Source organism: Ruegeria sp. AL11, from assembly GCF_056540865.1.
In genome coordinates, this window is the sequence record NZ_JBQFXO010000007.1 from 154,240 (window position 1) to 174,838 (window position 20,599).

Sequence of the window (20,599 nt, forward strand, 5' to 3'; positions counted from 1 at the left end):
CGAGAAAGGGGACACTTTATGAAGGCGACTATGACACCGGAACTGGATCAGAAATGGTGGTCCAAGAACAAACCGAAGCTGATGAAGAAGACCGGCCTGGGCGATGCTTTGAAAGCATACCAGGTCGCCGAAGATCAGATGGATTGGGACAAGACTTTGAAAGCCTTGTCCAACGTCAAGCGCAAGGTGGCCGAGGCTGTGAAGCTCGCGGGCAGCAAGCACTCGGATACTGTGACGGTCCTGAAAAAGTACCCCAAGATCATCGACAAGAAAGAAAAGGAAATCGAGGAAAAGAAAAAGGACGCAGCGGCTCGGGCCAAGTCGGCCTCGACCGATGCGCCCAAGCAGAAACTGGGTAAGTCGGTTGTTATCTGGAAAAAGGACCTGGGCACCGAGATTACCAAGAAATACAAGCCCGACTGGCTGAAAGAGCTGAAGGGCTATGCGTTCCAGTTGAAGCTGAACGATGATCTTCTGGATGTCCTGGAAGATGAAGGCGACTATGTCACGCCGCAGCAAATGGTCGATGACGCCAATGCGGTGACCGACAAACTGGTTGCCTTAATCGCCAAAGAGCTGATGGCGACGGATGCGGCGATCAAGAAGGCCAGCGACGCAAAGAAACGCGCGGCGTTGATCAAGGGGTTCGACGACAAGCTGGCGACCATCATGAACGGCGCCAAAAAGCACTATGAGTCGATCCCGGCCAAGCGCTGGCAGGCCTTTGTGAAGCGCAAGCAGCAGTACAAGGACTATAAGGTCAAAACCGGCTTTGACATCACGCTTGGCGTGTTGGGTGTCGTCGGTGGGGCCGCAGGTGTGGCAGGTGCGGCCGCAACAGGCGGCGCGTCGCTGGCCTTGGGGATCGTCTCGCTGGTGCGGGGCGTTGCGCAACTGGCTGATAAGATCAAGGACGCTGCGCAAGAGGCCGAGAAGGTCGAAAAGAACCTCAAAAGCGATCTGGACACGCTCCTCAAGCGGTATCGCACCGCGGAAGGCGAGGCCAAAAAGCAGGTTCAGGGCGGTGCCGAGGTTGGTGCCTCAGTCCTAAAGGGTATTTTGGGCACCGATACGCCGTTCCTGGCCACTCTGCCGAAATGCGACAAGAACTATGGTCTGTGGCAAAACAAAGTCGCCGGGCTTGAAGTTGGTGGGCGCAAACTGTCTCAGGCGATCATGAAGGGCCTGCAGGAATGCGACAAGCTTGAGAAAGCCATGAAACAGGCTGACGCGAAGAAGGCCGGCAAGTATCTGGACAAGCTCAAGAAAGCCCGTACCTCGTTGCAGAAGGGTTTGGATGGGTGTTCGGATATGATGAAGCGGGTCTCGGACGCGGATAAGAACGCGCCGAACCTCAAGAAGATGCTGGATGCGCTGAACTCGAGCAATCCGAAATACGCGCAGATCTTCGACAAGGTATTCCCGGTTGTCGTCAACCTGACGCTTGCGGGTGCAAATGCTGGGGTTGGCTTCAAGGAAGCGTCGAGCACGCTCGACACAGTCAACACGGCGCTTGGGCTGTTCAACGACATTGCCTCGGAAGGCAAGGATCAGCTGGAAGAAGCGATCGGCTAAGCGACGGGGCGGCGCCCGTGGCCCAAAGCCACGTGGCGCCGACCTCATCCGGCAGGAACGAAACGGAATATAGGCGCGAAAAAATGGCAAAGCAGACAGTTACACCTCACAAGTTTTACGTGGTCGATCTCATCCGGTCGAAGCCCAAGCTTCAGTATATCGAGATCCCCAGCTACCGCGTTGACGTCAAATTCGAAGTCACGGCCAAGGGTCCGGTGCCGTCGACTACGCTGAAACGTCTTGAAGCGGCCGGCATGAAGGAGCTGGAGCGCTATGAGACGGTGATCAGCCAAGAGGCGGTCAAGCTCGACAAGAAAGTCGCCGAGCTGATGAAGACGCCGGGTCAGAAATCTCAGGCTGAAGCTGAGAAGATGATCCAGGCCACCAACCAGATGATCAAGAACGCCCTGCGGTCCGCGGAAGGGGCGGCCCAGGTGGCGATCGAAAAGCAGATCAAGGTTGAAGCGAACAAGGACAAGCTGCTGAAAGAAGCGCGGGTCAAGACCACGCTGAAGGTGACAGCTGGTGTGATCAAGATCGGCACGGCTGTCACGCGGCTGGTTGCGACCTCGGGCGCGGATGTTATGGCCTACAAGACCATTGTCAAACAGGTCTACGATCTGGGCAAAGAGGTGCAGCAGCAGTTGAAGGGCGAAGAAAAGCTGCGCAAGGATTTGGAAGGCGCCATCCAGAAATACATCAAGCTACGCGGCACCTCGATCATGCAGGCGGCTGAACGGCAGGGGATTACCGATACATCCGGTATCTCAGTCAAGAAACCGATGGAAGCAATCAAGAAATTGACCGCCAAGGCCCTCGCCATGGGGGATGAGGTCACCAAGGGCCGCGATGCAAAGAAGATCGCAAAGGAAATCGCGGATTTCGCGATCAAGGGCTATCAAGTCTACCAGAAGGATTCAAACAAGAAGCGCGCGCTCTATCGCGAGCATACGACGAAGACGCGCCACAAGGTCGATGATCTGGGCAAGGCCGCTGACAAGCTGATGAAGGCTGCGAAGTCGCAGAAAACCCTGAAAGAGGGAGTCAAGCTGGGGGCCGAATGCATGGCCGTCAAGCGAGAAGCCAGCGCCATGGCCGCCAAGCTCGAGGAACGTCAGAAGTTCCTGGCCGAGATGGAGGCTCTGATGGAAGGCAACGGTCTGAAAGTGGATGACACCACGATCATGGACAAGCTGAAGAAGCTGGACAAGATGACGGTTCTGAAAGAGACCAAGACAATGTTTACCTCGGTCAAAGGGGTCTACAAACTGGTGGACGGAATCAGCGACGTCGTTGGTTAAACACGTAAATCTTCGGGTGCGGTTCGCCGTGCCCGACACCCAAAGCAACAGGAGGTGTTGGTGGAACCCGGTATCGAGAAGAGCGAAACGCTCCGCGACACCGTGCGCGAGTTTGTCGAGCGTAAGGCTGTAACCAACACCATTCTTGGTGTGATCATTTTCAACGCGATCACGCTGGGGCTATCAACCTCTCCTTCGGTTCAATCGAGTATTGGCCCGACCCTGGTTGTGATCGACAAGATCGTGCTGGGCGTTTTCGTGGCCGAGCTGTTGATGAAATTCTATGCTTACCGGTTCAGCTTCTTCAACAACGCCTGGAACATCTTTGACCTTGTTGTTGTTACGCTGGGATTGCTGCCCAACCGCGACGGGCTGTCCGCGCTGCGTGGGTTGCGCGTCATCCGGGCGATGCGTTTGCTATCGGTCATCCCGCAGATGCGGGCTGTGGTCCAGGCCTTACTGGACGCGCTGCCGGGGATGGGCGCGGTGATCATCATGATCTCGATCGTGTTCTACGTTTTCGCCGTCATGGCGACGCTGATGTACGGCCCGGATTTCCCGGAATGGTTCGGTTCTTTGGGTAAATCGCTCTATTCGCTGTTCCAGATCATGACGCTGGAAAGCTGGTCAATGGGCATCGTCCGTCCAGTGATGGAGGTTCATCCCACCGCCTGGATTTTCTTCGTACCGTTCATCGTCATCACTGCCTTTTCAGTTCTGAACCTGTTCATCGGTCTGCTGGTCAACACTATGCAATCCGCTGTGGAGGACGAGTCGGTTGAGGAGTTCTCGCATCTGCGAGAACTGGTGCGCAGCGAGACTGATATCGTAGACGATCGCGTCAAGGAACTGCTGGTCGAAGTTCGCGCCCTGCGGCGTGAAGTGTCCGAGTTGAAAGGTCAAACCGATGGCTGACAGCTCTCAGAAATTCATTGCCCGCAATCGTGCTCCGCGCGTTCAGATTGAATATGATGTTGAGCTTTACGGGGCCGAGAAAAAGGTTCAACTGCCCTTTGTCATGGGCGTGATGAGTGATCTCTCCGGCAAGTCCTCGGTTGAAACGCCCGCAGTTTCGGATCGTAAATTCCTTGAAATTGATGTCGACAATTTCGACGACCGTATGAAGGCCATGGCCCCGCGCGTTGAATTTGCCGTGCCCAATACACTGACGGGTGAGGGCAATCTGTCCGTCGATTTGACATTCGAGAAGATGGCTGATTTCACCCCGGCCCAGATCGCGTCAAAAATCGAGCCTCTGCGTAAACTGCTTGAGGCCCGCACGCAATTGTCGACCTTGATGGCCTATATGGATGGGAAGACCGGGGCCGAGACGCTGATCGAAAAAGTGCTGGCCGATCCGGCCCTTCTGGGCGCGCTTGCGGGCAGTACGCTCCCCGAGCAGGACAATGAGGCCACGTTGGACGCCTTGCGGGATATGATGCCCGAGGATGCCCCAGCCGACAATTCGGTGGAGGATGCGCTTGCGACTTTACCCGAGGTTGAGACCGCCGAGGCGCAGGATCAATCGGCTGACGTCTTTTCCGAGCTGGCGGCTGACGCTCCGGAGGATGCGCCGGAAGATACAACCGTTGCAGATGCTTTGTCCTATCTGCCTGACTCGATTGAACCCGAAGAACCTGTAGATGACAGCGCGGATGTCCTGTCCAATCTGGAAGCTTCCGCGCCCGAGGAAACGGCTCAGGACACCTCTCTCTCGGACGCTTTGTCTTCGCTGCCGGAAACCGAGGTTGTCGAAGAGGCCGACACATCAGGTGATATTCTGGCGGAATTGGCCGAAGCTGCGCCGGCGGATGAGGTTGAAGACACCGCCGCAGATGACATCCTATCCAGCCTGCCAGATGTCGAGACTACGGCGGAAGAGGACGCGTCGGATGATATCTTGTCCGATCTGGCCAGTTCTGAGCCTGATGATGAGCCCGAGGATACGTCGGTCGCGGATGCTCTATCTTCTGTTCCAGAGGTTGAGCTGCCTGATGTTTCGGATGCCTCGGCGGATGTTCTTGCCGACCTGGCCGATGCTGCGCCCGACATGGCCGAGGTTGAGGATGTGACCTCCGATATTCTATCTGACCTCAGCGATCTGGACACGGAAGAGGTCGAAGACAGCTCTGTGTCCGATGCCCTCGCGTCTTTGCCGGAAACTGATGTCGCGGATGATGTTGATGGGTCCGATGACATCCTGTCAGACCTTGCAGATTCTGCGTTGGATATTGAGGTCGAAGAGGACACGCTCGGCGATGTTCTCGCCTCAGTGCCCGAGGTTGAAGCCGCATCTGAGACGGATCAGAGCGATGATATCCTGTCGGAACTGGCCGAACTGGAACTGGAGGAGGCGGAAGAGGACGGCGCACTGGATGCGGCGCTTTCATCGCTTCCGGATGCCGCTGAAGAGGCCGAAGAAGATCATTCGGACATTTTGTCCGACCTCGCCGAAACTGCCCCAGATGAGGTGGCGTACGACGTTGATCTGGACGGCCTGTTGGATGATCTGGCGGAGAAGGCTCCCGATGAGGCTGATGAGCCTGCTGCGGGTGATATACTTGCCTCGGTGCCCGAACTGGACCGCACGGATGAGGCGGATCCGTTGGAGGACATCCTTGGTGATCTGGCCAGTGACGATCAACCTGATCCAGAGGCAGATACGTCCGACCTAGATGATTTGCTTGCCGATCTGGCGGATTCAGCTGATGAGGCACAGCCGGAGGAGGATGTTCTGGATGACATCCTCGGGGATTTGGTGGAAGCCGAAGCTGATGAGGTTGACGAAGCCGACGTAGAAAATGTTCTTGCGGATTTGGCCGAAGAGCCTGACAGCGATCTGGATGATCTTTTGAATGACCTTGGGTCGGATGAGGATCCATTTGCATCAGGTGATGAAGCGAGCGATGATCTGGACGATCTGCTGGGCGATCTCGAAGAGACGTCAGATGATGCGTCTGACGATCTGGATGCGCTTCTGGGTGATTTGGAATCCGAGCCGGACAGCGACGCTGCTGCAGACGATTTGGACTCCTTGCTGGGTGATCTTGAAGGCGATGATGAGACAGAAGATGCGGATACAGATGATCTGGATGCGCTGCTGGCGGACCTTGGCGATGATTTAGAGGATGAAGATACTGGCGCGGACGATCTTGACGCCTTTCTGGGCGATCTTGACGGCGGTGATGAGACCGAAGACGTGGATACAGATGATGTCGATGCGCTTCTGGCAGACCTTGGCGACGATGTTGAGGATGAAGATGCAGGCGGGGATGATCTGGATACCTTGCTGAACGACCTGGGGTCGGATGAGGACAGTTCGTCTGAGGAGGGTTCAGAAGATGATCTGGACGCTCTGTTGGCGGATCTTGGCGACGATGAAATTGGTTCAGACGACCTTGATGATCTGTTGAACGATTTGGGCGCAGATGAGGATAGCGAGGCATCCTCTGACGAAGCGACAGATGACTTGGATGCTTTGCTGGGCGATCTAGATCTGGACGACGAGGGCGAATCTGATGATCTGGATGCTCTGCTGGGTGACCTCGACGCCGATGACACCTTAGGCGACACAGCGGAATTGGAGGACGAGCCGCAATTGGCATTCGGCCGCATGAGCGCGGATCGACCTGACCCAGAACGGCTGAAGCGCACCCGATTCCGGATCGCGATCTTCGGCGATTTCTCTGGCCGAGCGGCGCGTGGGCAAATCGAGACCGGCGACGCCTTGGCCGCACGTAAGCCGATCATTCTGGACCCCGATACGGTCGAAGAGGTGATCGAGGGGTTCGCAACCGATCTCGTGCTGCCGATTGGCAAGGACGGGGCCGGGATAGAAGTGAAGCTGAAAGAGCTGGACGATCTGCATCCCGACGAGCTTTATGAAAAGGTTGAACTGTTCGATGGCCTCTCGGGTCTGAAAAGCCAGCTGAGCGCGGGTGGGACTGCAGATCACGCCGCCAAACAGCTGATTGGTTGGGGGGAAGAGTTCGGGCAGGCGGTTGTGCCGCCACGCAAATCCTCGGGCGGTAACACTGTTCGTGCTGACCTGAAGCTCAGCGATTTTCAGAAGCTGATTGGTGATACGTCGGGAGAGCTGGCGCAGGCCTCACCAGTTGATGACTTGCTGAAACGCGTGGTCGGCCCGCATATTCGCAAACTGCCCAGCCCCGATGTGCAGGCGATGCAAAAGGCCGTGGATGAGGCGCTGAGCGCGGCCATGCGGATGGTCCTGCATCACCCGGAGTTCCAATCCGTCGAAGCGCAGTGGCGAAGCCTCGATCTGATTGCACGCAGTGTTGAGGATGACGATACGCTCGACGTGGTTCTGTATGACGTCTCGGCCGAAGAGATCGCGGCAGATTTGGCCGCCGAGGAAGATTTGGCAAAAACCGGTCTGGTTCGGTTGCTGACCGAAGAGCCGTTGGACGAAGAAAACGGGCGCGGCGGGTATTCGGCGTTGATCGGACTTTATACTTTTGAGGAAACACCGCCTCATGCGGAATTGCTGGGCCGTATTGGCCGCGTCGCGGCCCATGTGGATGCGCCGTTCATCAGCGCAATCACCCCGGCCTATCTGGATGTGAAGCCCGAGGATCGCCACCCGCTGGTAGTCGAAGCCTGGGATACCCTGCGGGCGATGCCCGAAGCCGGGCATGTCGGCCTGGCCTCTCCCCGGTTCCTGCTGCGGCGGCCTTACGGCGCCAAGTCCGAGCCGATCTATGAGTTCGATTTTGAGGAATTCACCGAGTCTGAAGGCCTGCGCGGCATGCTTTGGGCCAATCCGGCGGTTCTGGTGACGATCTTGTTGGCGCGGTCCTTCAAGCAAAATGGCAAGGCGATGAATTTGGGCTCGGTCATGAGCTTGGGTGGCATACCTTACCATTTCGTTAATGACCGCTATGGCGATCAGGTGGCGCTGCCCTGTACGGAACGCAATATCACGTTGGCCAAGCACGAACACTCGGTCCAGCGCGGCTATATGCCGGTACTGTCTGTCAAAGGCCGCGATGAAATCCGGCTGGGCTCGTTCAACTCGGTTGCTGGGCAAGAGATTCTGGGCCCGTGGGCCGGTATGCCCGCTCCTGCGCCATCACCGGATGTACCAGCTGCGCCCGAGGCCGATGAGGATGACGATCTGGACTTGGATCTGGATCTCGATACAGGCGACGACGATGATTTCGACCTCGATCTGGATCTTGGAGATGACGACAGCGGCGATCTTGACGATCTGCTGGCGTCATTCGGGGACGATGATGACGGTGACGATAGTGATGAAGAAGATATGGACCCCGAACTTGCTGCACTGCTGAAAGATTTGTGACGGCGCGGTGAACGAGAATTGGAAGGAACGGTAAATGGCTGAGAGTCTGCAAAGTAAAGAGTGGCCGCTTCGGATAACGGGGTCGTATAGCTATGGTGAGGATGATCTTGTCATCAGGCGGGCCGTCGTCTCGGAAGAGCTGGGAAAACTGACCGAAATTCAGGTCGAATTCCTGTCGGAAAAGACGACGATTGCGTTGGACAAGCTACTGGGCAAGGTGATGACCATCCATTTGGCTGCTGACGGGGCCGAGCGTAAATTCACTGGCACGATCGTGAGGGTGGAGCGGCTGGCGCTGCGCGATGGCTATGTGCAGTTTCTGGCCGAATTGCGCCCGTGGTTTTGGTTGCTGACGCAGACCACTGACAGTCGCATCTTTCAGGAGATGACTGCCGTGCAGATTATCGAAAAGATTTTCGGTGAATACGGGCTCACGGATTTCAGAAAAAGCCTCCGCGCCACTTACCAGCAGCGCGAATATTGCGTGCAATATCGCGAAACAGATTTCGACTTTATCTCGCGCCTGATGCAGGAAGAGGGCATTTACTACTATTTCGATTACACGAATGCCAAAGACAAGAATGAGACGCTGGTCATGTGCGACGGACCAAACGCGCATACGCCGATTGCCGGGGACGCAAAGGTCGAATTCCGGGGCGGGGATGATTACAGCCAACGTCTTGGTGACTCGGTCACCGAATGGGCCGCGTCCGAGTCGATCCGGCCCGGAGTTGTCTCGCTAGGCGATTTTGATTTCGAAAAACCCAAGGCATCGCTGGATGCGCGGGCCAAAACACCGACCGGGGCAAAGCACGGGTTCAAGGACAAGCTAGAGCTTTACGATATTCCAGGTCACTACAAGGAAACCGGGCCGGGCAATACGTTGGCCAAGGTGCGGATGACGGCGGAGGATGCTCTGTTCGACCGGCGGCGCGGGCGGGCTTCGGTCCGGGCGCTGGAAACCGGGCGCAAGTTCACGCTGAAGGATCATCCCGACAAGGCGGAGAACGCGGAATACCTGATCACCAAGGCGCGGTATTTTCTTCAGACCACCGAAGGTTATGGATTTGCCAAGAACGACAAGGATCTGGACACCGGTGCGCTGGAGTTTCCAGAGGACAGCAATGAGATGTTCATGGTCGAGTTTGAGGCCCAGCCCGGCAAAACCGAATTCAAATCGCTGCGCACGATCCCATGGCCAGAAATCTCGGGTCTGCATACGGCCATCGTGACCGGCAAGGCTGGTGAGGAAATCTGGACTGACAAATACGGTCGCATCAAGGTTCAGTTCCATTGGGACCGCGAAGGCAAGAAGGACGAAAAGACTACCTGCTGGGTGCGGGTTGTCACCCCTTGGTCGGGTAAGAACTGGGGTATGGTCAGCATCCCTCGGATTGGGCAGGAAGTTGTCATCCAGTTTGAAGAGGGTGATCCGGATCGGCCGATCTGCACGGGCATGCTCTACAATGCCGACACCATGCCACCCTATGCCTTGCCTGCAAACCAGACGCAAACTGGGATCAAGACGCGGTCCTCGAAACAGGGCAGCGCCGAGACGTTCAACGAGCTGATGTTCGAGGACAAGAAAGACGCCGAACTCGTGCGCTTTCAGGCGCAGAAGGATCACGAGAAGCTGGTCAAGAATATGTCCACGATTACCATTGGCTATGACAAGCTGGACAAGGGTGGCAATGGCGGTGACGGCTGCCTCAGCCAAGTGGTCAAGAAGAACGTGGATGAGACGATCAAGGAAGGTGACCATACCTTCACCATCGAGAAGGGTAACCAGACGGTCAGCATCAAGACTGACCAGACCGAGACTATCGAGGGCAAGTCCACCCGCACCGTCACCGGCAATCACGCCGAAACGATCAAGGAAGGCGACAAATCCACGACGGTAAAGATGGGTGACATTCAGGTCGATGCCAAAATGGGCAAGATCACAATGACCGCAATGAAGTCGATCGAATTGAAGGTTGGTGGCTCATCGATCAAACTGGACCCGACAAGCATTACGATCAAGAGCACGATGATCAAAGTCCAGGCCAATGCCAAGCTGGATGCAAAAAGCCCGATGACGACGGTCAACGGTGACGCCATGCTGACCCTCAAGGGCGGCCTGACAATGATCAACTAAGGGGGCAACGCGATGACAGACCGTTTTTCCGGAATGACCAAAACGCCCCAGATGCCCGCTGCGCGCATGCTGGCCGATGCCAATGCCCGCCTGAGCGTCAAGCTAGAGGCCCCGGCCAGTGCGCCTTTGGATGTGGTGTTGACTGAATTGGAAGAGAAAGGCGCAGTGATCGATATCCTACGCCTTCTGGGGGTGGCCTTGCCTGCCCGAGAGCGCGTGTGGTGGTCTTGTCTGGCCGCGCGCGACTATATCGGTGAGGCCCCGGACAACAACACGCCCGCACTGGCGGCGTCTGAGGAATGGGTGTTTCGCCCTACGCCTGAAAACCGCGACAAGGCGGGCGCGACGATTGATCTCGCCGAACCAGACGATGAGACGGTAAATTGCGCCATGGGCGTGTTATACTCGGACGGAACCTTGGGTTCGGGTGATCTGGCCAACGTTCCGGCCCCTCTCGGTGCGGCCGAAGTTGTGGCCTTTGCGATGAATGTTGTTGCAATGGACAAACATGAAGAGGATTTTGACTCCTACGTGCAGTTGCTGATTGACCGTGGGGTCGATATTGCTCGGGGTGGAAATGGTAAGCTGGACCGCGAGAACGCCAGCGCTGAGAAAGAGGAGTAAGCATGGGATTCCCGCAAGCACGAATCTTGGATTTGCATGCGTGTACGCTGCCTGCTCCTCCGCCAGCCCCGCCACCGCCAGCTCCGGTGCCGATGCCGATCATGCCGCCCTGCTGTACGACGGTTCTGGTGGGTAAACTGCCCGCGGCGCGTCTGTCAGATATGGCGACACCGGCATTTCCGCACCCGATCATCAAGGGTTCGGCCACCGTCCTGATCGGCAAGCTGCCTGCCGCCCGTGTAACGGATACCTGCGCTTGTGGTGGTCCGATCATCAAGGGCGAGTTTACCGTACTGGTCGGAGGATGAAGACAAACGAATGACGGTCACTTTGAAATTCCAATCCACCGGCGTGGTGCCGGGCGACGGGCGCCCGGTCTCGATGCAGGGGGGCTCTTTGACCGTGGGGCGTGGGCCGGCCAATGACTTGGTTCTGCCTGACCCTGAAAAGACGCTTAGCAAAAGCCATTTCGTGATTGAAGATCACAATGGAAACGTGGTGATTGTTGATCTGTCGACGAACGGAACTTTTCTGAACTACTCGAAAATACCTCTAGGCCGGACACCGACGCCGCTCAACAATGGCGACGTGCTGGTTGCGGGTGGGTACGAGATGGTTGTCGAAATTGGGGCGGACCTGCCCAGTTTCGAAGAATCGATCCCCCAGCCTGCGCAACAGGCGGGGGTGTCTCCGGGTATGTCCCAGAACGCGCCGGATCCGATGGCGTTGCTGGACGATGCCGCTCCAGGCGGGGATTTTCTTGATGATCTTTTGGGCGGTGAAGCCAAAGGGCCCGGGCAGATTTCCACGCCCGACCCGATGGATGAACTGCTGCCGCCCTTGGAGGATGACGATCCGTTCTTTGCAAAGCCCAAGGATGTGCATGCGGATATGGGCGCAAGCGATGCGATGCATAACCCCTCGGCCAGCGACGCGTTTACCGCACCCTCCGCAGGCGGAGCGAACCTGATCCCTGATGACTGGGACGATGATCTGCTTTCGCCCTCGGGCGGCTCTGCCTCGGACCCATTTGCCGCGCCTGAACCGGCGCGTCCGGAACCCACCGCGCCGCCTCCGATCAAGCCAAAGCCGGGCGGGCAGGCCGAGGTAGCTCCGCCCCCCGAACCGGTTGAGGCAGAGAATCCCGTTCCGACCAGCGGTGGCGATCAATCCGCTGCCCGTGCCTTGCTGGAGGCGTTGGAGGTCGACGATCTGCGCATCGACGACGCTGATCTGCCTGCCACAATGGGCCGTATGGGCCGTGTGTTGCGGGTGATGATCACTGGTTTGCGGGAAATCCTGATGACCCGCACATCGATCAAGTCCGAGTTCCGTATCGAACAGACCATGATCAATGCTGGCGGCAACAACCCGTTGAAGTTCTCGATCAGCCCCGAACAGGCGATTGAGGCATTGGTCAAGCCGCGTGTTAAAGGCTACCTAGCCTCGGAAGAGGCGACCGAACAGGCGCTGAACGACATCAAGGCGCATGAGGTCGCGATGGTCACGGGCATGGAGGCCGCTCTCAAGGGCGTTCTGGCCCGGCTTGACCCCGAGGTGCTGGCAGGAAAAATTGAAGGTTCCGGCAAACTTGGGTCACTTTTTAAAGGTAAAAAAGCCCAATACTGGGAAGTTTACGAGAAGATGTATGCCGATATCTCGGATCAGGCAGAGAATGACTTTCACGATCTCTTCAGCCGGGAATTCGCGCGCGCGTATAAAGAACAGCTGGAAAAGCTGAAGTAACGCCCCGTCGCGGGCGGCAAGAACAAGGGAGGGCAGCCATTGTCCTGGGACAGCAAGGTGCTTTGGACCGAAGGGTTGTTTCTGCAGCCCCATCACTTCCAGCAGGCGGATCGGTATACCGAGGCGCTGGTGGCCGGTCTCGCACGCAGGGTTACGCCTTATGGTTGGGGTGTCAGTGCCTTAGAGATCGATGATGAAGTGCTCAAGGTCGGTCAGTTTGCCTTGAAATCCTGCTCGGGGCTGACACCTGACGGGCAGGTGTTTCGCGTGCCGCAGGCTGAAGATCACCCTCCTGCGCTGGAAGTGCCCGAGACGATCAAGGATTGCGTTGTTTACCTGACGGTTCCTCAACGGCGGCAGGGCGCATCCGAGGTGGATCTGAGCGGGGCCGAGCAATCGGTCAGCCGACTGCGTCCGGCCGAGCAGGAAATCACCGATGTGATGAGCCAGCAGAAAAAGCCCGTTACTTTGGGTGTGGGCAAACTTCGCTTGCAGTTCGCGCTGGAAGTGGATGATTTGGCGGATAAATTAGCGATCCCGATTGCCAAGATCATCGAAGTGCGCCCGGACAAAGAGATCATTCTGGATCGGGGCTTCATCCCATCGGTGCTGGACGTGCGCGCCGCCGCTGCACTGGCCGGTTTCATGAATGAACTTGAGGGGATGCTTTCGCACCGCATGCAGGCCTTAGCAGGGCGTCTTTCGGATGGCGGGCCAGCCAAAGGGGCGGCCGAGATTTCGGACTTCCTGCTGCTGATGACCATCAACCGCAACCTGCCCTTGGTGCGCCATTTCGCCAATATCGAAAACGTGCATCCCGAACATGTCTACCGTGTCTGCGCCGCGCTCGCCGGTGAGCTGGCGACCTTCATGAGCACTGAGAAAGAGGCCGTGCAATTCCCGGCCTACCAGCATGACGACCTGACCGCCTCGTTCGCGCCGGTCATTCGGACCCTGCGGCAATATTTGAGTTCCGTGTTGGAGCAGACAGCGGTCTCGATTCCGCTGGAGGCGAGGAAATACGGCATCAGTGTGGGCGTGATTGCCGACCGCAAGCTTATCGGCAACGCCGGTTTCGTGCTGGCCGTGAACGCAGATATCCCGGCCGAGGACGTGCGCCGCCATTTCGCCGGGCAAGCCAAAACCGGACCAGTTGAGGAGATCCGTCAGTTGGTGAACTCGGCGCTTCCCGGTATCACGCTGCGCCCGTTGCCGGTCGCTCCGCGGCAGATTCCATATCACTCCGGCGTCGTCTATTTCGAACTGGATGCCGCCAGCCCATACTGGGGCAAGATGACCACCTCGGGTGGGATCGCGGTTCATGTATCGGGGCAATATCCGGGACTTGAGATGGAGCTGTGGGCGATCCGCAACCAATAAGAGTGAACGTGATCACTGGCGGTGCCAAAACAATTTGATAGGGCTTGATATGTGGGTCACACTCGTGACGCGGAAGCCTTAGGGGAACAGGTCAAAGAATGTCCGACAAAGATCCATTTGCCGAACCGGACGACACCGACAAGACGGTCATTCGCCCCAATCCCGGTGGGCGACGTCAGGCGGGTGGAATGCCGCAACAACCGGCTCCGCAGCAACCGGCCGGATACCCGGATCCGATGCAAGCGCCACAGCCCGAGCCCGTGGGGCAACCTGCGCCGGGCGGCGCCGGCTATGGTGTGCCTCAATCCCAGACGCCCCAATCCCGGCCTGCGTCGGGCGGAGAAGAGGTTGCGACCACAGGTATGAACCGGCTGAATGCCTGCGCCGCGTCGCTGTTTTCGTTGATCAGCCGTATTCGCAACCGTGCGCAGCATATGGATCCGGACAAGCTGCGCCAAAGCGTTGTGGCCGAGGTGCGCGCGTTTGAAAATGCCGCTTTGCAGGCAGGCATTGCGGCGCAGACCGTTAAGATCGCACGCTATGCTTTGTGCGCGACTTTGGACGACGTTGTTTTGAATACACCGTGGGGTGGCCAATCCAGTTGGGCGACCCAGTCGCTGGTGGGCACCTTCCACCGAGAGACCGTCGGTGGTGATCGCTTCTATGACCTGCTGGCGCGTCTTGAACAGGACCCGGCCAACAATATTGAGCTGCTGGAATTCGTCTACATGTGCCTTTCGCTCGGGTTCGAGGGGCGTTTGCGCGTCGAACAGGGCGGCGCGGACAAGCATATGCAGATCCGTCAGGGTCTGGCGCGGATCATTCGCGCACAGCGTGGTGACGTGGAGCGGGATCTCGCCCCGCATTGGGAAGGGGTCGACAAGCCATACCGCGCTCTCAGCCTGTGGAAGCCGGTCTGGATTGCTGTTGGCGTGACCGCTCTGCTGCTGCTGATCGAATTTGGTGGCCTGTCTTATCTGCTGTCCAACAAGACGGAAAACCTTGTAGGACAGATGTCGGTGATTGATGCTGGTCGAGTGACAGAGCTGCAGCGCCGCGCCCCGCCGCCTCCTCCGCCACCGCCGCAAGTGCAGCCGCAGGTCGAAAAGGTCGTTGCTTTCCTGCAGCCTGAGATCGACGAAGGGTTGGTTGAGGTCTTTGAGAAGGGCAACACGCTGATTATCCGGATCAAGGGATCGGGCATGTTCGGGTCGGGTTCGGATCACCTGCAGGACAAATTCAAGGAGCCGGTGCGCCGCGTGGCTGTTGCGTTGGACGGCGAACCCGGAGGGGTCATCGTGACCGGGCACTCAGACAATGTGCCGATCCGCTCATCGCGCTTTCCGTCCAACCTCGCTCTGTCTCTGGCACGGGCCAAATCGGTGATGAACCAGATGGCGGGTGAGATTTCCGATCCAGACCGCCTCAGCGCTGAAGGCCGCGCCGATAGCGAACCGATTGCCGACAACTCGACCCGCGAAGGCCGGGCCACGAACCGCAGGATCGAAGTCCTGCTGGTTCAGGAGGAGAACTGATGATCCGCCGCGTTTTAAGATATGTTTTCATGTCGATCTACACCGTGCTGTTCTTCACGGCGACGGTACTGGCTGGGTGTCTGTACTATTTCGGCCCGTGGATCGGCTCGGATGAGTGGCGGCCACTGGACGGGGTCGGAACTCGCCTAATCTGGTGCGGGGTGATCTATCTGGTCTTCTTCCTGATCGGTCTAACCATTTTCTTGCTGCGTCGACGTCGCGAAAAGAAACTGACGGAAGAGATCACTGAATCCGTCGCCGATGGCGGCGATATGATCGACAGCGAGATTTCCGAGCTGCGTGGCAAACTGAAAACCGCGATGGCGGCTTTGCGCAAGTCCAAGAACGGGCGGCGCCATCTGAATGAGCTGCCCTGGTACGTCATGATCGGCCCTCCGGGGGCTGGTAAAACGACAGCGATTGTGAACTCGGGCCTGAACTTCCCGCTGGCCGATGAGCTAGGCAAGACTGCGATTGGCGGTGTCGGCGGTACGCGGAACTGTGACTGGTGGTTCACCGAGAACGCCGTTTTGATAGACACAGCCGGGCGCTACACCACGCAGGAAAGCGACGCCGAGGTCGACAATGCGGCCTGGATCGGGTTCCTGAACCTGCTCAAGAAATACCGCAAAAGGCAGCCGATCAATGGTGCGATGATTGCGATTTCGCTGTCTGACCTGTCTTTGCAGGATGAGGTCACGCAAAAGGAACACGCCAAAGCCGTCCGTCGCAGGCTGGAAGAGTTGCGCGAAAAATTGGGCGTGCGGTTCCCGGTTTATATTCTGTTCACCAAGGCCGACCTAATCGCAGGTTTTGCCGAATTCCACGACAATCTGGGCAAAGAAGACCGCGAGCAGGTCTGGGGCTTTACTCTGCCACTGGACAAATCGCGCAGCGAGCAATCTCCGGTTGCGGCTTTTGATGAGGAGTTCGCCCTACTTCTGGGTCGTCTGAATTCGCAGTCCTTGGAGCGGATGCAGACCGAGACAGACCCGCAGCGTCGGGCGCTAATTGCGGGTTTCCCGATGCAGGTCGCCTCGGTACGCAAAGTCGCACACGAGTTTCTGACCGAGGTGTTTCAGGACAGCCGCTATCAGCATCGCCACATGCTGCGCGGGGTGTATTTCACCTCCGGCACGCAGGAAGGCACGCCGATTGACCGTTTGATGCTGGGCATGGCGCGGACCTTTGGGATCGGTCGTCAGGCGATCGGCTCAGGGCAGGGGTCGGGTCGCTCCTATTTCCTGACGCGCCTGTTCGATCAGGTGATCTTCCGCGAGGCTGGTCTGGTCAGCGCCGATGACAAGGTGGAAAAGCGCTACAAGATCACCAAATGGGCCTCGATTGCCGCGACTGTCATTGCCGCCGTCACGGTCGGGGCTTTGCTGGTGCGCAGCTTCATGGGCAATACCGACCTGATAGCCGAGGCGCAGGAGGGTGTCTCGGCCTATCAGGCCGCCGCCGCCACCTTGCCGCCCAGCCCCGTTGGCGACACCGATCTGGTTCCGGTCGTGCAAGCGTTGAACACGCTGCGCGACCTGCCGGCCAACCCGACGCTGTCGGATCCTGAACCTGAAACACGTCTTACCTACGGTCTCTATCAGGGCGACGTTATCGGCACACAGGCGGCGCAAACCTATCGCGCGGCGTTGAACCAGCGCCTGTTGCCGCGTCTTCTGCTGCGTCTGGAAGAGCAGATGAGCGCCAACATCAATAACCCTGATGTGCTCTATGAGGCGCTGAAGGTCTATCTGATGCTGGGTCTGCAGGGGCCGATGAACCAGGATTTGGTCAAGGAATGGATGAACATTGATTGGAGCGTGTCCTTCCCCGGCCCATCGCGTGAGGAATTCCGTGCGGATCTGAACGATCACCTCGACGCCATGCTGAGCCAACCGATGCAAGAGATCGCCCTGAATGGTCCGATGGTGGATCAGATTCAGGGTATCCTGTCGGAACTCCCACTGGCGCAGCGTGTCTATAACGGCATCGTCTCCAGCCCCGCGGCCACAGCGCTGCCGGAGTGGCGCATCACCGAAGTGGGCGGCCCCGCTGTTGGTCGCGTTCTGGTGCGGTCCTCCGGGAAACCTCTGAACGACGGGATTGAAGGTATTTTCACCTATAATGGCTTCAATAACGTCTTCCTTGGTGAGGCGATTGGCGTCGCCAAACGCGTGCAGAAGGAAAGCTGGGTTCTGGGACCCCGAGGTGAGGCTGAACAGACCGAGCAGGCTCTTGCTGCCCTCAGCCGTGATGTTCTTGACCTCTACTACAACGACTACATCGCCCGCTATGATGCGATGCTGGGCGATATCGACATCGTGCCGATGGAAAGCCTCAGCCACGCGGTTGAGGTCACCAATGTGCTGTCAGGTCCGACTTCGCCTATCGTGAATGTCCTGAATTCGATCTCGGATGAGACGAAATTGACCGAAAACCGGTCAATTCTCTCGGGCAACGATGCGATCAGCGAAGGCGTTTCCGGGGCCGCCGCGATTGAGTTGCAGTCGGCCACCTCAGCGCAGACACAGATCCTGTTGGAAGCCTTGGCCAAAACCAGTGGTGTCAATGCCGGCGAACCCGTGCAAGCGCCGGGGCAGTATGTCGAGGACCGCTTCGATTGGTTGCATCAATTGGTTGAGCGGCAAGAGGGGCAACCTTCGCAACTGGACATGCTGATGGGGTCGCTGACAAGCGTATATCAGGAGCTGAACAAAATGTCGTTCAGCGGAGTCTCGGGTGGCGAAACCGGGCAGGCTCTGCAGCAGTTCCAGCAAGAGGCCGCCCGTATTCCCGGCCCGATGGAACGCTGGGCCCTGCAGATCATCGACGGCTCGTCCGGGATCACCTCGGATAGCACCCGCTCGTCCATCAACGCGCGGTGGCAATCGACGGTTCTGCCGTTCTGCGAGCAGGTCGTCGGGGATCGCTATCCGTTCAACCGCCGCTCGGGCGCGGATGTCGCGATGGGTGACTTTGGCAAGTTGTTCGGCCCGCAAGGTCTGATCGACTCGTTCTTCAATGAAAACCTCGCCAAACATGTTGATATGCGCACGCGTCCATGGTCGTGGAAGTCCGGGGTCAATGCGACCGATCTGGGCATCAGTCAGGCGGTTCTGACCCAGTTCCAGAACGCAGCCGAGATCAAGGAGGCTTTCTTTGCTGCAGGTCCGCAGCCGCAAATCCAGTTCCAGATCATGCCCGAGGCGCTGGATCCCAAGGCCAAAGGCGTCAAGCTTGAGATTGATGGCCAAGTGCTGGAGTTCAAACATCGCGGCGGTTTGCCCTCACCCCTTGCGGTGACATGGCCGGGATCGGTTGGGCTGGCGCGCGTCAGTTTTGAGCCGGAAAAGCGCAATATCGAAAGCGTTCTGTCCAAGGACGGCCCCTGGGCCTGGTTCCGTCTACTGGACGCGGCCGAGGTACGGCGCACCAATGTGTCTGACCGCAAGAAGGTGATCTTCAATGTCGGTGGTCGCATCGCAATCTTCCAGTTGCAGTCAGGGTCGGTCATCAACCCCTTCGCCCTGCCAGCGCTGCAGAAATTCAGCTGCCCCAAGTCGTTCTGATGCAAACAGGCGGGTTTGGTGCATTCGGCAAGATGCCCTCGGTCGGAGATTTCTTCCGCCTCGGGGTGTCTCAGGCGTTTGTGCAGCCGTGGGATGAGTGGATACAGCGCTGCATGTTGGCTGCGTCAGAAACCTTGGCTAAGGCATGGGATTCCCATTACATGTCCGCTCCGATTTGGCGGTTTTGCCTGTCTCCCGGGCTGGCCGGGCCGCAAAAGATGCTGGGGGTTTTGATGCCTTCGGTGGATCGGGTCGGACGTCGGTTTCCTTTGACCTTGGTCGCTGGCGTGTCGAACGAAGGGTCTGCCGCGCTGGCGCATTTCCGGGCGGCTGAGGTTTACCGACAGCTTGAAGATCTGGCGCTTGCCGCGCTCGAAGATGACATGACCCGCGACAAGCTGGCCGAAGGTCTGGCCGCTTTGCCAGCCCCAACGCAGCAACCGACGGCTCCTGTGCGCGCGCATGGGAACACGATGGTGCTGACCCGCGGGGAAGTCTCCGACAGCTTGTTGCCTGATCTGGCGGCGGGCTTGATGTCGCAAAGATATCGCACCCCAAGCGTTTGGAGCACTGAAATCGGCGGCGTCCCCCGAATGATGATCTGCGAAGGTTTACCGGATGGGGCAAACATGCAAGGCTTGTTCAACTTACACGCCGCATTGTGGACCGAGGCACGACCAATATGAATTCAAGTCACCGCGTTCGGTACAGTGCACGCAGCCATGTGGGCCTAAGGCGTAAGGTCAACGAAGACGCGGTGCTAGCGCTGCCCGAGGAAAGCCTCTGGTTGGTGGCTGACGGGATGGGCGGGCATGACGCGGGGGACTATGCCAGCCGATTGGTCGCAGACATGGTTGCCGCAATCCCGCCCGGTTTGGCCCCAGCAGATAGGTTGACCGCATTGAGGGACGCGATCCAGCGCGCACATGCCGTGATCCGACAAGAGGCAGATGCCCGAGGTGGCGGCACGATTGGCACGACGGTTGCGTGCATGATGCTGGCCAATGGGCATTTCGTCGGGCTTTGGGCTGGGGACAGCCGTATTTATCTGCTGCGTGAGGGCAAGATCCAGATGCTTAGCACCGATCACTCGGTCGTGGCAGATCTGGTACTGGCAGGACAGATGAGCTGGGACGAGGCCGAGCAACACCCTCAGTCCAACGCGATCACACGGGCTGTGGGCGTTGGGGATGTTCTTGAACTGGACAAGGTCCGTGGTGAGGTTCAATCAGGCGACCGTTTTCTGATCTGCTCAGACGGTCTTAGTAAATACGCGACGTTCCCGATGTTGGAGAAAGCGCTATCGGATATGCCGATCGAGACCGTCTCGGATCAGTTGATACAGGTCGCGCTGGATGGAGGCGGGGCCGACAACATTACCGTGATTGTCGTCGACATCCTTTAACTTC

At 58.0% G+C, this 20,599-nt stretch carries 13 protein-coding genes and 1 pseudogene; all 14 read left to right on the forward strand.

Going from position 1 to position 20,599, the window contains the following annotated elements; genetic code table 11:
* The first annotated feature begins 18 nt into the window (after positions 1-18).
* The 14 genes and pseudogenes from ACR0IP_RS12995 (at position 19) to ACR0IP_RS13060 (ending at position 20,595) form a co-directional block, all read left to right on the forward strand.
* The gene (locus ACR0IP_RS12995; RefSeq protein WP_480525971.1) at positions 19-1,575 is read left to right on the forward strand and encodes a hypothetical protein; all 1,557 of its coding nucleotides are present in this window, start codon (positions 19-21) and stop codon (positions 1,573-1,575) included.
* A gap of 83 nt (positions 1,576-1,658) precedes the next feature.
* A complete protein-coding gene (locus tag ACR0IP_RS13000; protein WP_170549437.1) occupies positions 1,659-2,876 on the forward strand; it encodes a hypothetical protein in 1,218 nt (405 codons plus the stop codon).
* 57 nt (positions 2,877-2,933) lie between these two features.
* Positions 2,934-3,791 carry an ion transporter gene (locus ACR0IP_RS13005; protein ID WP_480526118.1) on the forward strand — a complete coding sequence of 286 codons (858 nt, stop codon included), beginning with the start codon at positions 2,934-2,936 and terminating at the stop codon, positions 3,789-3,791.
* Positions 3,784-4,284, forward strand: a pseudogene (tssB, locus tag ACR0IP_RS13010) (type VI secretion system contractile sheath small subunit); the annotation flags it as partial. The gene ACR0IP_RS13005 and the pseudogene tssB, both read left to right, overlap by 8 nt.
* 642 nt (positions 4,285-4,926) lie before the next feature.
* A complete protein-coding gene (locus ACR0IP_RS13015; RefSeq protein WP_480526120.1) occupies positions 4,927-8,199 on the forward strand; it encodes a type VI secretion system contractile sheath domain-containing protein in 3,273 nt (1,090 codons plus the stop codon).
* A 34-nt stretch (positions 8,200-8,233) separates the two neighbouring features.
* The gene (locus ACR0IP_RS13020; RefSeq protein WP_480525974.1) at positions 8,234-10,336 is read left to right on the forward strand and encodes a type VI secretion system Vgr family protein; all 2,103 of its coding nucleotides are present in this window, start codon (positions 8,234-8,236) and stop codon (positions 10,334-10,336) included.
* A gap of 12 nt (positions 10,337-10,348) precedes the next feature.
* Positions 10,349-10,960: a DUF6931 family protein gene (locus tag ACR0IP_RS13025; protein WP_170378403.1), complete on the forward strand. Its 612-nt coding sequence runs from the start codon at positions 10,349-10,351 to the stop codon at positions 10,958-10,960.
* Positions 10,961-10,962: 2 nt separating this feature from the next.
* Positions 10,963-11,268 (forward strand): PAAR domain-containing protein, encoded by a 306-nt coding sequence (locus ACR0IP_RS13030; protein ID WP_170467447.1) that lies wholly within the window; start codon positions 10,963-10,965, stop codon positions 11,266-11,268.
* 10 nt (positions 11,269-11,278) lie between these two features.
* Positions 11,279-12,706 (forward strand): type VI secretion system-associated FHA domain protein TagH, encoded by a 1,428-nt coding sequence (gene tagH, locus ACR0IP_RS13035; RefSeq protein WP_170643324.1) that lies wholly within the window; start codon positions 11,279-11,281, stop codon positions 12,704-12,706.
* Between the two features lie 39 nt (positions 12,707-12,745).
* On the forward strand, positions 12,746-14,086 hold the full coding sequence (tssK, locus tag ACR0IP_RS13040; RefSeq protein WP_480525976.1) for a type VI secretion system baseplate subunit TssK: 1,341 nt from the start codon (positions 12,746-12,748) through the stop codon (positions 14,084-14,086).
* Between the two features lie 98 nt (positions 14,087-14,184).
* Positions 14,185-15,621 (forward strand): type IVB secretion system protein IcmH/DotU, encoded by a 1,437-nt coding sequence (gene icmH / locus ACR0IP_RS13045; RefSeq protein WP_170767548.1) that lies wholly within the window; start codon positions 14,185-14,187, stop codon positions 15,619-15,621.
* On the forward strand, positions 15,621-19,190 hold the full coding sequence (gene tssM, locus ACR0IP_RS13050) for a type VI secretion system membrane subunit TssM (RefSeq protein ID WP_170467453.1): 3,570 nt from the start codon (positions 15,621-15,623) through the stop codon (positions 19,188-19,190). The genes icmH and tssM overlap by 1 nt, the downstream gene beginning before the upstream one ends.
* Positions 19,190-19,876 (forward strand): type VI secretion system-associated protein TagF, encoded by a 687-nt coding sequence (tagF, locus tag ACR0IP_RS13055; RefSeq protein ID WP_480525978.1) that lies wholly within the window; start codon positions 19,190-19,192, stop codon positions 19,874-19,876. Before tssM ends, tagF begins: the two co-directional genes overlap by 1 nt.
* Positions 19,873-20,595, forward strand: a complete 723-nt coding sequence (locus ACR0IP_RS13060) for a protein phosphatase 2C domain-containing protein (RefSeq protein ID WP_170639703.1) — start codon at positions 19,873-19,875, stop codon at positions 20,593-20,595. Before tagF ends, ACR0IP_RS13060 begins: the two co-directional genes overlap by 4 nt.
* Positions 20,596-20,599: the final 4 nt, after the last annotated feature.